The following is a 15,323-nucleotide window of genomic DNA, read 5'->3' as shown; positions in this document are numbered from 1 at the left end:
GATCAGCGCTCGATGCGGATCAGATAAGTGGTGGTCGCGGGCGCGCCGACGGCGATCTCCCAGCCGGGCTCGATCATCTTGCCGCGGATCGCGGGGCCGATCGGCCGCGCCGATCCGTCGAGCGCCTGCGCCGAAACGCCGATCGCGCCCTCCAGGTCCTTGAGCTGGATCCAGCCCGTGATCGGCTCGATCAGCGTCGGCGCCGTGCCCCAGTTGGAAAGCATCGCGTGGCGCGCATTCCAGCTCTGGCCGGTATTTTCGACCTTGCCGGTCGTGGTGAGCAACATCCGGTCGGACAGGTTGAGCGGCTTGCCGTCGAGCGACGACAGCGTGATCGCGGCGAAATCATTGCGGATGTCGACCGACAGGTTACGCGTCTGCATCTTGGGGTTGGCGCTCACAAACCCCACCAGCGCCTGGCTGCGCGGGGCATTCACGCTGATGATGCCGTCCTCGCCGTCGCTGGTCTTCCAGCTCAGTTCGCCGGTGTCGGAGACGATCGGATTGGCGGGCGGCAGCGGCGCCGGCAGGCTCGGCTTGCAATCGAGGCACGACACCCGCGAGCCGTGGACGAGCGGAATCCTCTTGTCGAAGCCCGGCGTATAATAGGGCATCTCGGCGCGCGGCATCCGCGACGTCTCGCTGATCTGGTCGGTCGAGTAGGAGCGCGTCACCACCTCCTTCGCCGGCGAAACGTCACCGCGCAGGAAGATCAATGCGCCCGCGGGCAGTTGCGCGATCTTCGCGGGGTCGAGCGCGATGTCGAATTCGCCCGTTACCAGCGGCGTCCACTTGCCGTGCAGCTTGGGCTCATAGGTGTAGAAGAAGATGCCGTCCCAATCCTGAAAGGCCGCGTAGGAGGCGAGGATCGGGATCATCTCGGCGCCATAGTCGCCGCTCGGCCACGGATGGTTGACTTCGCTGACGGTGAGCGGCTTGCCCGCGACCGCCGAGCGCGCGAGCTTCTGGATGATCGACAGCTCGGGACTGTTCACCATCGGTTCGCCCCGCTTCCCGTAGATGGCGGGATGCTGCCAATAGACGTGCGCGTCCATGATATCGGACTTCATCGCGGTGCGCATCAGCGGCTGGTTGGCGATGAAATAGGTGTGGTCGGCCATCGGGACGATCGGGGATTTGACGCCGATTTCCTGCGTGAGAAAGCGCTTCATGTCGGCGTGGAAATCGATCTCGACCTGCGTCAGGAAGCCGAGTTCGGCATCGAGGCGGAGCCGCGGCGCGTCGGGATGGTCGCCGCGGCGCATGAACGGTACTGGCTGCCCCGCCGCCACGCCCGCAATCCGCTGCAGCTCAGCAACCTCGGCGGGCGTGCGGTTCTTCGCGAGCCAGTCGTTGTACATTTTGACCAGCAGCGCCTGATAGTGCGGCGTCATGTCGAGCTGGAGGTTCCTGCCCCCCTTCACCCGCTCGCCGCGCAGCCAGTTGCGCATCCAGAATTCGAGCAGGGAATTCTCGTTGACGACCTCGACCGTGACGACCGCCGGATCGTCGGCATAGCGCAGCTTGGTATAAGGGTTGAGGTGCCCCAAAAGCTGCTTCGCATATTCCTTTTGCAGCGCGATCAGCTCGGGGCCGAAATAGGTATAGGCCTTGGCGCTGCCGATCAGATCGGCGTCGGGCACGCCGTCGCCGCTGCGATAGGTCCGCCCGACATTCAGGTTGAAGTTGACATAGATGCCGTTCTTCTTGAGCTCGGCGAACCAGTAATCGAACCGCGCGAGCGCGGCCGGATCGAGCACGCGCGAGGTCGGCCCGTCGGCGATCAGCCCCGACGGCGAATCCTTGTGCGGCGTCGGGTCGGGCCCCTTGCCGCTTCCCTCCTTGGGCGTCCGGCTCACCGGCATGTCGAGAAAGTGCATGCGCACGCAATTGATACCGAGCCGCGCGAGTGCCGCCGCCGTCTCGCGCGCTTCGGCGTTCGGGGGGATTTCGGCCGAACCGAGGCTGAAGCCGGTGATGTTGACGCCCCAGCAACGGAAGCGCTTGCCGTCGGGGCGATAGAGATGGCCGTCCCGAACCTCGATGAAGCCGTGGCTGCCCGCCGGGCCGTCGTGCAGGAAACGGACATCGGCGTCCGAATCGACGCGCAGTTCGTGATTGACCGGATAGGGCTGCAGCGGCACCGGCGCATCCTGCGCCGCCGCGTTCGCCGCCATCCCCGGACAAAGGATCGTGAAACAGATCGCGGCGAGCACGCCCGCGCGCCTGCGCATGGCAACCATCCTACCCTCCCAGGTCAGCCGGGCGTCAACGCACCCGGATCTTCAGCGTATAGGGATAATCCTTCGCCGCCGCGTTCGCGGGCAATTTGACCCGCAGGCCGGTCGGCGTCTGCTCCCAGTCGATCGCGCCGGCCCCGAGCAGCTCGATGCTCTTGATCGGCGCGTCGAGATAGGGCGTCCCCTTGTAGAGCGTCTTGACCAGCACCTCGCCGTCCTGCGGCCAGGCGAGGCCCAGCGCGTAGACCGTGTCGCCCTTGGTGGTGAAGCGGATGTCGGCGGGAACGAAGCCCTTGCGCGCCGATTCCTCGACCTGGCCGCCGACGCGCACCTGCCCCGACTTGGTGGGCCCTTCGCCGAAATAGTGGAAGGGGCGCGTGCCGTAGATCGCCTCTCCATTGACCTTCAGCCAGCCACCCATGCCGCGCAGCACGGTCGCGATCTCGTCGGGGATCGTGCCGTCGGCCCGGGGCCCGACATTGAGGAGCAGATTGCCGTTCTTGCTGACGATGTCGATCAGGTCGGCGACCAGCGACTGCGGGGTGCGATATTCGTCGTTCTGCGCATAGCCCCAGCTATGCACGCTGACCGAGGTGTCCGACTGCCAGGGCGTCAGCTTGAGCGCGTCGGTCTTGCCGCGCTCCATGTCGAACAGGGCGCTGCCTTCGGCGAACTGCGACCCCTTGTAGGCGATGATGCCCTGATAGTTCCGCTCGGCCGAGCGGTTGTAATAATAAGCGGCGGTGTCGCGCATCAGCGGCTCGAACAGCGGCGCCGACGTCCACCAGTCGAAATAGATCAGCTCGGGCTGATATTTGTCGACCAGTTCCGCGGTGCGCGCCATCCAGTCGTCGAGGAACGCCTTGCTCGGCGGCATCCACTGCTGGAGCTGGCCGCCGTCCGGCCACAGATCGGGATCGTCGGCGGGCAGGCCGGTCGGGGCGGCGGGGCCATAGAGGCCCGCATATTTGGGGTCGCTGACATCGGAAGGGAAGCTGCGGCCCTTGTGATACCACCACCAATGCTCGGCGCGGTGCGACGACAGGCCGAAGTGCAGGCCGGCGGCGCGCGACGCTTTGGCGAGCTCGCCCGTGGTGTCGCGCTTCGGCCCCATGTCGGACGCGTCCCATTCGGTGAAATCCGACGCGTACATCGCGAAGCCGTCGCAATGCTCGGCGACGGGGATGACATATTTGGCGCCGGCGTCGGCGAACAGATCGACCCAGCGCGCAGCATCGAACTTCTCCGCTCTGAACTGCGGGATGAAGTCCTTATAGCCGAATTTCGATTGCGGGCCGTAGGTCTTGACGTGATGTTCATAGGCCGGGTTGCCCGGCACATACATGTTGCGCGAATACCATTCGTTCGCGAAGGCCGGCACCGAATAGACGCCCCAGTGGATGAAGATGCCGAACTTGGCATCGCGGAACCAGTCGGGGGTGCGATATTGGGTGCGCAGCGAATCCCAGTCGGGCTTGAATGGCCCCTTGGCGACCTCGGCCTTCACTTCGCGCAGCTTGGCCTCGACCTTCGCCTGATAGCCGGGCACCTCCGCCGCCACCGGTTGGCACATCGCCAGCGCGGCGCAGGCGGCCGACGCGCGAAGGATGAGCTTGATCGACGTCACTTTCGTATCTCTCCCTGAAATCGGGTTCCGGCCGACGGCCGCCCGGTTCTCGCATCCGATCATCGCGTTTCACCGCGATCGAGGATTTTATCCTATCATACTATTATTTGTAGGGCCACCCGGCAAGGGCGTGCCGCAGGGATCATTCCTCCCAGGCGGTGATGCGGATTTCCGCGCCCTCGTCGATCGCGGTCCGGGTGCCGTAGGCGATGATGCCCACGCCCTCGATGCGCAGGCGCTGGTCGAGGTCGTCCATCCCGTCATTGCCCTTCGAGCTGGTGACGGACACGAGCCGCGACTGCATCCGATAGGTCTTGCCCTCGTGGTGGAGCGTGTCGAACGTGAAATTCAGGATCGCATGATCGGCGCGGATCACCGTCCCTTCGACGGTGGCGCCGCGCAGGCCGCGCGGGTCGATCAGGATGCCGGTCACCTTGTCGCCGGGCTTGCTCGTCGTCGTGCTCACCGAACTGGTCATCTTGACCAGCATCGTGCTGTTCGACGCGGCGATGACCGGCCCCTCCGCGGGCCCCTCCTGGGCCAGCGCGCTCGAGGGCAGGAGCAGGGCGGCGAGGAGCAGCATGTGCGATTTCATGTTCATGGCTTGATCCCATCCATCATCTTTTGACTGCGGTTCAGCGGTTTCCCGCCCTGCGGATCAGCACGGCCCAATCCTTCGCGGTATCGTTCGGCGCCTGGCCGAGGGTGCGCAGGCCGCCGCCCTCGATGGTCCGCACGCTCCCGTCGCGAAGCGCGCCGCCGGCGCGCGGATTGTACCATTTGACTTCGAAGCGCCCGGTCGCGCCCGACAGGTCGAGCGTCGTCGTTCCGCCATCGGGCAGATAGACGGCATAGGCCTCGCCGGGCTTCGCCAGCACATAATCATTGGCGAGCGGCGTCAGCGCATCGTCGTGCCGGGTCGCCTCGAACGGCAGATATCGGGTCACGAAGTCGTGCGCATAGTGGATCTGGTCGAAGAGCTGATCGCGGGTGCGGAAATCCTCGACATTGAGGTCGCCGATCGGGTCGGTGAAGAAGAACATCGTTCCCGTGCCGCCCGCCATATAATGGCCCCAGATCGCGAGCTTGCGCACCCTGTCGTGGCCCGGATCCTCGATGTCCGTCCGCACACCGGGGTTCATCTCGATCAGGTGGACCAGCCACGGGTGGCCGGCGGCGGCCGACTTGTCGAGCCATTTGATCGTTTCGCTGTGGGTGTTCTCGGGATCGTGCTGGAGCGCGGTCGCGTCGAAATTCGGAAAGCCCAGCAGCCGGCCGTAGGTCTTGTCGTCGGCGATCAGCTCCGCCTTCCACTGCACATATTGGATCGGGTGCTTATAGGGGTCCACCGCCTTGATATAATTCGAGATGTCCTCGATATCCTTGGTCGTGAAATAACGGAAGCGATCCATCTCCTCGTCGAGATCCCAGATGATCCCGTGGTGGTGCGCGAAGCGCGCGATCAGTTCGCGATAATAGATTTTGCGCTCGGGCGTCATCTTGCCGAGCGTCTGCTCGCCTTCCTCTTCCTGGGTGATCAGCATCACCTGCATGCCCAGGCGATCCATGTGCGAGAAGACGATCTCCCACTGCGCGAGCTTCGAGACGTCGTAGCGGGTGTGCTCGTCGTACCCGGTCCACGGATTGGTATCCATGGCGTCGCCGTAATTGTTCAGCGTCACCGTGTAGAAGGAGTTCATCCCCTTGCCGGCGAGATAGTTGAGCGCGCCGATGATCCCCTTGCCCTTGCCGCCCTGCCAGGTCGGGTCGCCGGGCTTCCAGTCCTTCACATGCGGCGCATAATGGTGGAGCTGGTCGGGTGTGGCGAAGCCCTTTTCGCCGCGATAGTCCTTGGTGTTGTCGAACTCGAAATAGGCGAGGAAATTCTCCGGGCTCTGCGTGCCCGCCATCGCGAAATATTTCCCCGAGCCGGCGTAGCGGAGGAAATGCTTGCCGACATATTGCAGCATGCCCTGCCCGCGATTGTCGCGCCCGCGCTTGTCGCTGGCGGCGATCTGGAGGCTGCCCGATTCGCCGTCGAACGCGGTCGCCGCGCCCGCCCCGGCGTCGAGGCTCACGGCGACGTCCTTGCCGGTACGGAAGGACACCTTGTAGCTCCACGTCCCGACCTCGTCGGGAACGAAATGGACACGCCAGACATTGCCCTGCGTCGCGCTGGTTTCGGCGGCGTTGCCGTCGGCGGCGAAATAGCCGGGGACGACGTAGCTTTTCTGCCCCTTGGTGAAGGTGACGTTCAGCCGATAGTCGCGAAAAGGATTGGGATCGGCGGTCTCGCTCGTCGCCGGGCCAGCGAAGCTGAGCGTGACGTCATGCCACTGCTGGCGCTCGCCGTCGATCTTCGGGGTGGCGGCGGCGCCGGGCGCGAAACCGAGCAGGCCCGCTGCGGCGGCGACGCTCAAACAGATATGCAGCCCTTTCCGCTGCCACCAGACACGCGCCATCATCCCTCTCCCTGTTGGCCGCGACGATCACGCCGCGCACTCCCTCAACTGGTATGATGAGATCATGACTCACGGGAGCCTGTCAATCCCGTTCTTGATCCCCCAGCCCGGTTCAGGTGATTCGCTGGATGCTCATCGCCAGTTCGTCGGCGTCGAAGACGCGCTTCCAGTCGTCGCGCAGCATCGTCGGCTTGCCGAAGGCGATGGCCTTGTTGCACGCGTCGGAAAATTGCCCCGGCACATGTTTGAAGATCACCGCGGCCAGGATGTTCATATGGCCGAGCAGAAAGTCGCGCGCCGCCTCTTCGGGCACGCCGCGCGCCACGACCTCGTCCATCGCCTCGCGCATCGTGTCGAGCAGCGTCGCGCACACCGTTTCGGAAAGGCCGGGTTCGAGCAGCGCCATCTGCTCGACCGAGACGCGGTGCGAGCGCAGGATCGGCGCCCAGATCGTCCGCGCGATCGCCTCGCCCAGCGCATAATGCTCCTCGGGGCCCTGCATCATCGCGTTGACGATGCTCTGGCGCGCGTGGAGCCCGCCGAAACGATCGTCGCGCGCCGCCGGATCGGTCTCGTCGTTGAAGATCGGTGGGTGGCAGGGATGGGTGACGAAATAGGTGAGGTCGGGCCGGTCGGGCAGATGGCCGGCGAAGGGCGCCGCGGCATCGAGCGCGATCACCATCGCCCCCGGCCGGAGCGCGGGCGCGATCTCGTGCGCGACCGACCCGACATGCGTGTCGGGCACGGCGAGAATGACGACATCGGCGCCGTCCAGCGCGGTCGCGACGTCGACGCACGCGATCCCGAGTTCGTCGCGCAGCCGGTTTCGCCCCGCCTCGCCCGGCTCGACGTGACGGACGCTGTAATCACTGGCGGCGAGGTTGCGCGACAGGCGCGCGCCCATTTTCCCACCCGCACCGAAAAGCGCAATCGCGGTCATTCTCTATCCTTGTCTCTTTGTCTTGCGCTAATGGTATGATGGTATGATGAGTTACGCAAGTATTGCGTGAGCCGCGACAGCGCGGCAGCATCGATGGCAGGAGGAACGGTGGAGGACAGGGACCCCCAAAGCGCGCGGACGCTCTATGGAACCGCGGCGCCCGACGCCGCCGCGCGGCGCTTCGCGGTCGGCCCGCTCGCCTTCGACCTCGTCGGCGGCAATCTGCGCGCGATCCGCTTCGGCGGGATCGAGGTGGTGCGCGGCATCCAGTATCTGGTGCGAGACCGCGACTGGGGCACGCTGACGCCCGACATTTCGGATTTGCAGGTAGACGAGAAGGATGGCGAGCTCGCCCTCGGCTTCACCGCGCACTGCATCGGCCCCGATGGCGATCGCCTGACCTATCGCGCCCGGATCGTCGCGCGCGCGGACGGCCTGTCCTTCACCGTGGAGGCGGTCGCGATCGACGACGTGACCGTCAACCGGCTCGGTTTCTGCGTCCTCCATCCCGCCGGACTCGCGGGCGCGCCGCTCCGGGTCGAGCATGGCGATGGCCGCGCCGAGGACAGCGTTTTCCCCGAGCGGATCGACCCCTGGCAGCCCTTCACCGACATCGCCGCGCTGATCCACCGGCAGAACGGCCTCACCGTCGCCTGCCGGCTCGACGGCGACGGTTTCGAGATGGAGGACCAGCGCAACTGGTCGGACGCGTCCTACAAAACCTATGTCCGGCCGCTCGCCAAGCCGTGGCCCTATGAGGTGCCGGCGGGGACGATCGACCGGCAGTCGGTCCATATCGCGATCACCGGCGACGCGCCGCGCAAGATATCGACCCAGGGCCGGATCGTCGAAATCGAGCTCGGCGCGCCGATCGGCACGATGCCGCGCGTCGGACTGGCGCTGACGCCCGAGCAGGCCGCGACCGACCGCGGCTTGCGCGGCGCGCTGAAAGAGGCCGGCGTGCAGGACCTGCTGCTGAGCTTTGCCGCCTATGCAGGTCATGGCTTCGCCGAGATGCAGGCGCTGGCGGACGTCGTCGAGGGCCTGCCGCAGCGCCGGACGCTCGAGTGCGTGATCGCCGCGACGGGCGACCTCGACGCCGAGCTTCGCGCGGTCGTCGACCAGGTCAACCGCGCCGGGCTGCATATCGATGCGGTCGCGATATATCCCGCGCCCGACCTGCAATCGACCCCGCCGGGAAGCGCCTGGCCCGCCTGCCCGCCGCTCGCCGACGTCTATGCCGCCGCACGCCGCGCCTTTCCCGGCCTGCCGCTGGGTGGCGGCATGTTCGGCTATTTCACCGAACTCAACCGCAAGCGCCCGCCGCTCGATGCGCTCGATTTCCTGTCGCATGCGACCTGTCCGATCGTCCATGCCGCCGACGACCTCAGCGTCATGCAGTCGCTGGAGGCGATCCCGCACATCATGCGGTCGGCGCGCGCGATCATGGGCGGCCTGCCCTATCGGCTCGGGCCGGTGACGATCGGGATGCGGCAGAACCCCTATGGATCGCGCACCATGCCCAATCCCAACCGCGAGCGGATCGCCATGGCGGGGCGCGATCCGCGCCAGGACGGCGCCTTCGCCGCGGCGTGGACGGTCGGATATGCCGCCGCGACCGAGGACGGCGCGCTCGACACGCTGACGCTCGGCGCGCTGTCCGGCCCGCTCGGGGTGATCGGCGACAAGGGCCCCCGGCCGGTGTTCGCGGCCGTCGCGGCGCTGGCAAAGATGGCCGGCCGCACCCGCCGCGCCTGCCGCTCCGCCGCGCCGGGCGAGGTGGCGGCCGTCGCGACGGCGGAGGTCGTCCTTTTCGCCAATCTGACCGCCGGCGACCGGATCGCCCGGATCGGGGCGATGGAGATCGCGCTTCCCCCCTTCGGGATCGCGTCCGTTCCGCTCGTCTAGCCCGCGTCGCTCTCCGGATGCGTGTAGAGATGGTTCGAGCGCGCCAGATGCCGGATCAGCGCCTGCTCGGCGCCATCGGGGTCGTGCGCCGCGATCCGTTCGATCACCTCTTCATGCTCGGCGAGCGTCCGGTCGCTGTGCCCCTGCCAGATCAGCATATGCGCGTGATAGTCGCGCAGCCAGCCCAGCATCATCTCGCTCACCGCGACATAGATCGGGTTGCCGGTGATCCGCGCGATGCGCGTGTGAAACGCCATGTCGGCGCTCATGAAGGCGGGGGCGTCGCCGACCAGCGAGGCCTGGCGCGCCCGGATCTCGCGCAGGTCGGCGACGTCCGCGTCGGTCGCCAGCTCGGCGGCGCGGCGCACCATGCCGCGCTCGAAGAAGCTTCGCGCTTCCTTCAGATGCTCGAGCGATTCGGGCGAAAGCGACAGCAGCAGCTGCGCGATCGGGTCGAGCTGCCGCATCGCCGATTCGGCGGTGAGCTGGCGCACCCGCGCGCGCTCGCCATGATGGATGGTGACCAGCCCCAGATTGGCGAGCGCCTGCATCGCCTCGCGAATGGCGGGGCGGCCCACGCCGAAGCGCGCCATCAGCTCGCGCTCGGAGGGTAGCGTCTCGCCGGGCCCCCGTTCACCGCTGACGATCATCGCCTTCAGCCGGTCGAACACCTCGTCGGAGAGTTTCCGCCGGACGATCGGCTCTTGCGCTCCTAGCACCACCCTTTTCCTGCCTCCTCTGTCATCAGCGCCGCATCATAGCCGCGCCGCCGGTGCTGCGATAGCCGGGCGTTCGCAAGCGGATTCGTGGTCGAACCGGCGACTGCGCCAGATGGCGCTCGCAGCTCTCTTTCCGATTTTTCACCGTCGCGGTGGACGTTGCCCGTTCAACTGGTATGATGACATAAGAAGATCGGTGTCACAATCGATGGCGCCGACGAGAGGGAGAGGGTGGATGGATCGGCGGGACTTTCTTGCGAGCGGCGCGGTGGGCGCGTTTGCCGTGACGCTGAACTGGCCCGTTCCCGCGCTCGCAGAGGGTGACGACGCGCTGCTGGAGAGCTTCCGCGCGCCCGGACCCGACGCGCGGCCGCACACCTGGTGGCACTGGATGAACGGCAACGTCACAGCCGACGGCATCACGCGCGACCTCGAGGCGCTGGCGCGGGTCGGCGTCGGCGGAGTGCAGATGTTCGACGTGGGGTGCGGCATTCCGCAGGGCCCCGCGGTGACGCTCGGCCCCGAATGGGTGCGGCTGATTCGCCATGCGGCCGACGAATGCGGGCGGCTCGGGCTGCATTTCACCCTGCACAATTGCCCGGGCTGGTCGTCGAGCGGCGGCCCCTGGATCACCCCCGAACTGGCGATGCAGCAGCTCGTGTGGAGCGAGGTGACGCTCGCCGGCGGCCGGGCGATCGACCGCGCGCTGCCGCAGCCCTTCACCCGGCTCGACCATTATCGCGACGCGATGGTCGTCGCCTTTCCCGCGCTGACCGGCGACCGGACGGCGGCGCGCGGCCAGATCGCGCGCGCGTCGCTGAACGGCGAAACAGTCGACATGCGCGTCATCACCGATGGCGACGCGGCGACGATGCTCGATATCGCGCCGGGCGCCGCGCCATCGCAGCTGATCATCGAATTCGCCGAGCCCTATCGCGCCCGATCACTGATGGTGCAGGCCGCGCCGGTGGACGACAATGCCAATTTCACGGCGCAGGCGGCGTTCCAGGTCGAGGCGTCGAGCGACGGCGAACGCTGGCATCCGCTCGCCGACATGCCGGTGCCGGTGTGGCGGCTGCACACCACGCCGCCGATCGTGATCAACTTCGTCTCGACCAGCGCGCGCTTCTTCCGGCTCTCGGTGCCCGCCGCGTGCCGGCTCGCCGAACTGACGCTCTCGTCCGACCCGCGCATCGCCGACGTCGGCGCCAAGGCCGGCTGGGGCCGCCGTCCCAATGTCGGCGAAGCGCCGGGGCCGGCCGATCCGGCGGCGACGATCGATCCCGCGACCGTGATCGACCTGACGGCGCATATGGACGCGAGCGGGCGGCTGCGCTGGACGCCGCCGCCGGGCGAGTGGACCGTGCTGCGGTTCGGCCATACCGCCACCGGCGCGCGCAACCTCTCCTATCCCGACGACGGCGGCGGCCTCGAATGCGACAAGTTCAGCACCGCCGCGCTCGATTTCCATTTCGGGAAATATTGCGGCGAACTGCTGCCGACGCTCGAACGGCTCGGCAAGCGCGACCTCGCCGGCGCGCTGATCGACAGCTACGAAACCGGGATGCAGAACTGGACCGCGGACTTTCCGGCCGAGTTCGCGGCGCGGCGCGGCTATCCGCTCACCCGCTATATGCCTGCGCTCACCGGGCGGCTCGTCGCGAGCGCCGAGAGGACCGAGCGCTTCCTGTGGGACTTCCGCCGCGTCCAGGCGACCTTGATGGAAGATCGCTATTTCGGGCGCTTCCACGAGCTATGCGAGGCGCATGGGCTGCATTCCTATACCGAACCCTATGGCAACGGCCCGTTCGACGACCAGCAGGCCGGCGCGCGGGTCGATGCGCTGATGGGGGAATTCTGGGTGCGCGGCGGGGCCGCCGCCTATTCGGTGAAGGTCGCCGCGACCACCGCGCATGTCCATGGCAAGCGCTTCGTCGGCGCCGAATCCTTCACCGGCCGCCCCGCGCAGTCGCGCTGGCTCGAATATCCCTATGCGATGAAGGCCCTCGGCGATGAGATGTATTCCTACGGCCTCAATCATTTCGTCTTTCACCGCTATGCGCAGCAGCCGCACCCCACCGCGCGGCCCGGCATGACGATGGGGCCGTGGGGCTTTCACTTCGAGCGCACCAACACCTGGTTCGAGGAAGCCGGCCCCTGGCTGACCTACGCGGCGCGCTGCCAGAATCTGCTGTCGCAGGGCCATTTCGTGGCCGACCTGCTCTATTTCGCAGGCGAAAACTCGCCGGTGCAATGCCCGGTGCACATCGAGGAACCCGTCGCCGCCACCCTGTCGGGCGCGCGCCCGAAACTCGCGCAGCCGGTGCCTCCCGGCCATGATTACGACGTCTGCGACGCCGATGTGCTGCTCACGCGCGCGCGAATCGAAGGCGATCGCATCACCCTCTCCGACGGCATGAGCTACCGCGTGCTGGTGATGCCCGACGACCGGCGGATCACGCGCGAGACGCTGGCGCGAATCGCCGACATGGTGCGCCAGGGCATGTGGCTCGTCGGCGCGCCCGTCGAACAGTCGCACGGCCTTTCCGGCTATCCCGAAAGCGACGCCGAGGTGAAACGCCTGGCGGCCGAGCTGTGGGGCGACCTCGACGGCCGGACGCGAACCGCGCGGGCGCACGGCAAGGGCCGCGTCTTCTGGGGAATGCCGCTCGACCGGGTGCTGCGCGAGGCCGGGCTCGCGCCCGACGTCGAGCTCGCCACGCGCACCGGCGACGCGGTGCTGCACTGGATTCACCGCCGCATCGACGACGCCGACGTCTATTTCGTCTCCAATGCCCGCCGCCGCGCCGAGGATGTCGTCGCGACCTTCCGCGTTGCCGGGCGCGCGCCCGAATGCTGGGATCCGATGACCGGGCGCAGTCATCCGCTTCCCGTCCATGCGGCGGCGGACGGCCGCACGCGCGTCGCGCTGCGCCTCGACGAAGCCGGGTCCTGCTTCGTCGTCTTTCGCAGGCCCGCCGCCGACGCCGGCGCCGGCACACTGACCGGGCCGACGGGGACGCTGTTGGCGGCGCAGCCGCTGGCCGCCGAACCCCGGCAGGACGCCAGCGGCCGCTTCGCCGTGACCGCCTGGATCAAGCCCGAAACCGACCTCTGGCCGATCAGCCCCGAGATCGCGTCCGATAGCGACCGGCCGGAAATCGTCGCCGCGCGCGCGAACGCGCTCGCGCGCGGCGCGAGCCTCGAGCGGCTCGGCGCAGGGGGTGCGAGCTTTCTCGTCGATCCGCCCGCGGGCGCCGACCTGCTTGGCACCGGCCACGCCACGCTGGCGATATCGGCGGGGCGCAACGGCGTGATCCTCTATGACCATGCCGGGCCGACCTATCGCACCGCGCTGGCCGCGCCGGCGGCGATCGCCGGCTGGACCCATCTCGCGGTGACCCATGGCGAGGAGGGGCCGGCGCTCTATCTGAACGGCGCGCCGGTCGCGCGCGGCAAGGCGTCGCCGCACGCGCTCCACGCCGTGCTGGGCGCCACGATCGCGCGGCCGCGCCTGTTCGAGGGCGATACGGCAGCGCTGACCCTGCACCGTACATCTCTCTCGGCGGCGGAGATTGCGAAGCTGGCGGCCCAGCCGCTGCCGCCGCCCGAGGCGCCGCCCGCCGCCGAATGCACCCCGGCGGGATTGCTTGTCTGGGAGGGCGGTCGATACCGCTTGGGTGAGCGCTCCATCGACGTCGCCCCCGTCGCACCGGCCGTCGCGCTCGACGGCCCCTGGGACGTCGCCTTTCCGCCCGACCTTGGCGCGCCCGCGCACGCGCGGCTCGACCGCCTCGCCTCGCTCCATCGCCACGCCGATGCGGGCGTGCGTTATTTTTCGGGCACCGCCACCTATCGCACGCATTTCGCCGTTCCCGCGGCGGCGCAGGGCGGCACCTCGCGGCTCTACCTCGATCTCGGCCGGGTCGAGGTGATGGCGCGCGTGATCGTCAACGGCAAGCCGCTCGGCAGCCTGTGGAAGCCACCCTATCGCATCGACGTGACCGACGCGGTTCGTGCCGGCGACAATCTGCTGGAAGTCCAGGTCACCAATCTTTGGCCCAACCGCCTGATCGGCGACGAGCAGCTGCCGGCCGAATATGCGTATGACGTCAACGCCTTTGGCTGGGACGGCGGCATTTCCGCGCTGCCCGAATGGTATCGCACCGGCCGGCCGAAGCCGTCCGGCCAGCGCGTCGCCTTCGCGACGTGGAAACATTATGCGGCCGATTCGCCGCTGCTCGAATCGGGACTGGTCGGGCCGGTACGCCTGCTCGGCGCGCGGCTTGTGCCGCTGAGCTAGGTCCAGGGTTTCGAGCGCGCCACCGCCAGCCCGCGCACGTCGTTGGGCCATTTGCCGCTGACCGCGCAATAGAAGTGATAGAGCGCGCCGTCGTGATAGATCAGCGCGGGCTTGTGGGCGTATTTCTCGTCGATCGTGCCGGGCGCGCCGACGTCGATCAGGACCTCGTCGACCTTCTCGAAGCGGGTCGGGTTGTCGCCGATCGCGAGCAGGTCGCGCGCATAGCCGTCCTTGGCGAGGCCGAAATAATACATCGCCCATTTCCCCTCGTGCGACACGACCACGGGGTCGCTCGCGAAGCGGAAATCGGGCGCGCCCTCGGGGCCGTTGCGCAGCAGCGGGTTCGCGGGATGCCGCGTCCAGCTCTTGAGATCCTTCGACGTCGCGAGCCCGGTCTGCTCCTTCCACGGCGCGCCGGTCGTCTTCGCATTGTAATAGAGGTGGAAGGTGTCGCCGATCTTGATGAGATAGGGCTTGTAGAGCCCGCCGCGTTCCCATTCGGCGCCATCCTCGGCACGCAGGATCACCGGCCCGCGCTCCCAGTGCATGAAGTCGTCGCTGAACGCGAGGCCGATCACCGCGGCGCCCTCCTCATAGCCCGGGTTGGGATAGGCGTGCCACGCCGCGACATAGCGACCGTCGATCTTGATCAGCCGGCCGGACGACTGCAGCTCGTTCTCGCGCAGGATCGAGGCGCAGGCGATATTGTGCCGGGTGATGGGATCGCCCGGATCGCGCGCCATGATCAGCCCCAGCCGCTTCCAGTGGATCAGGTCGTCGGACTCGCAGATACCGGTCTGATAGCCCTGCCCGTCGAAGCCGACATGGGTCAGGTAGAATTTGCCGTTCGCCGAGAAGACGAAGGGGCAATCGACCGCCTTCTCGTCGAAGCTGCCCGCGATGCCCGATCCGTCGAGGATGCGGCGGAGATATTTATAGGGCGTACGAAAGGGCGCGACCGGGTCGCGTCGCGACGCCGCGCGGGCCGCCCCCGGCAGAGCCATGACACCCAGCATGGCCGCACCGCTGCCCAAAAGCTCGCGTCGATCGAACATCATCCTTCTCCCTTTCAAAAGCGAATCACCCCTCCGGAGCCCATTTTTATATTGTCAGACAAAATGAGC

9 protein-coding genes are annotated in these 15,323 nt (G+C 67.4%); 2 read left to right on the top strand and 7 right to left on the bottom strand.

What is annotated here, in order from left to right:
* Positions 1-2: 2 nt before the first annotated feature.
* The 5 genes from CD928_RS15525 to CD928_RS15505 all read right to left on the bottom strand — a co-directional run bounded on the left by CD928_RS15525 (position 3) and on the right by CD928_RS15505 (position 7,269).
* The gene (locus tag CD928_RS15525; protein WP_095387966.1) at positions 3-2,234 is read right to left on the bottom strand and encodes a hypothetical protein; all 2,232 of its coding nucleotides are present in this window, start codon (positions 2,232-2,234) and stop codon (positions 3-5) included.
* Between the two features lie 34 nt (positions 2,235-2,268).
* Positions 2,269-3,867, bottom strand: coding sequence for an alpha-L-fucosidase (locus tag CD928_RS15520; RefSeq protein WP_255247194.1), 1,599 nt, complete (start codon positions 3,865-3,867; stop codon positions 2,269-2,271).
* 142 nt (positions 3,868-4,009) lie between these two features.
* On the bottom strand, positions 4,010-4,468 hold the full coding sequence (locus CD928_RS15515) for a hypothetical protein (RefSeq protein ID WP_095387964.1): 459 nt from the start codon (positions 4,466-4,468) through the stop codon (positions 4,010-4,012).
* A 34-nt stretch (positions 4,469-4,502) separates the two neighbouring features.
* Positions 4,503-6,329: a DUF5060 domain-containing protein gene (locus CD928_RS15510; RefSeq protein WP_217983768.1), complete on the bottom strand. Its 1,827-nt coding sequence runs from the start codon at positions 6,327-6,329 to the stop codon at positions 4,503-4,505.
* A gap of 112 nt (positions 6,330-6,441) precedes the next feature.
* Positions 6,442-7,269 carry a phosphogluconate dehydrogenase C-terminal domain-containing protein gene (locus CD928_RS15505; RefSeq protein ID WP_095387962.1) on the bottom strand — a complete coding sequence of 276 codons (828 nt, stop codon included), beginning with the start codon at positions 7,267-7,269 and terminating at the stop codon, positions 6,442-6,444.
* A 108-nt stretch (positions 7,270-7,377) separates the two neighbouring features.
* Between CD928_RS15505 and CD928_RS15500 the strand changes: the two genes are divergently transcribed.
* Positions 7,378-9,177, top strand: a complete 1,800-nt coding sequence (locus CD928_RS15500; RefSeq protein ID WP_095387961.1) for a hypothetical protein — start codon at positions 7,378-7,380, stop codon at positions 9,175-9,177.
* Here the strand turns inward: CD928_RS15500 and CD928_RS15495 are convergent.
* Positions 9,174-9,896 (bottom strand): transcriptional regulator NanR, encoded by a 723-nt coding sequence (locus CD928_RS15495; protein ID WP_095387960.1) that lies wholly within the window; start codon positions 9,894-9,896, stop codon positions 9,174-9,176. The two genes, CD928_RS15500 and CD928_RS15495, sit on opposite strands and share 4 nt — an antisense overlap.
* A gap of 235 nt (positions 9,897-10,131) precedes the next feature.
* Here CD928_RS15495 and CD928_RS15490 point away from each other — a divergent pair, with 235 nt between their 5' ends.
* A complete protein-coding gene (locus CD928_RS15490; RefSeq protein WP_176473600.1) occupies positions 10,132-14,199 on the top strand; it encodes a glycosyl hydrolase in 4,068 nt (1,355 codons plus the stop codon).
* Here the strand turns inward: CD928_RS15490 and CD928_RS15485 are convergent.
* Entirely contained in the window at positions 14,196-15,254 is a 1,059-nt protein-coding gene (locus tag CD928_RS15485; RefSeq protein ID WP_255247193.1) for a hypothetical protein, read from the bottom strand. The two genes, CD928_RS15490 and CD928_RS15485, sit on opposite strands and share 4 nt — an antisense overlap.
* Positions 15,255-15,323: the final 69 nt, after the last annotated feature.

The organism is Sphingopyxis sp. GW247-27LB, from assembly GCF_002277025.1.
Lineage (GTDB): Bacteria > Pseudomonadota > Alphaproteobacteria > Sphingomonadales > Sphingomonadaceae > Sphingopyxis.
The sequence above is the reverse complement of the archived record's forward strand: the minus strand, read 5'-3'. Positions and strand labels throughout refer to the sequence as shown.

Bases quoted from the DNA above. Each gene is read 5' to 3' on its own strand.
- CD928_RS15505 (WP_095387962.1), bottom strand. From the start codon at position 7,269: ATGACCGCGATTGCGCTTTTCGGTGCGGGTGGGAAAATGGGCGCGCGC.
- CD928_RS15485 (WP_255247193.1), bottom strand. From the start codon at position 15,254: ATGTTCGATCGACGCGAGCTTTTGGGCAGCGGTGCGGCCATGCTGGGT.
- CD928_RS15515 (WP_095387964.1), bottom strand. From the start codon at position 4,468: ATGAACATGAAATCGCACATGCTGCTCCTCGCCGCCCTGCTCCTGCCC.
- CD928_RS15510 (WP_217983768.1), bottom strand. From the start codon at position 6,329: ATGGCGCGTGTCTGGTGGCAGCGGAAAGGGCTGCATATCTGTTTGAGC.
- CD928_RS15525 (WP_095387966.1), bottom strand. From the start codon at position 2,234: ATGCGCAGGCGCGCGGGCGTGCTCGCCGCGATCTGTTTCACGATCCTT.
- CD928_RS15490 (WP_176473600.1), top strand. From the start codon at position 10,132: ATGGATCGGCGGGACTTTCTTGCGAGCGGCGCGGTGGGCGCGTTTGCC.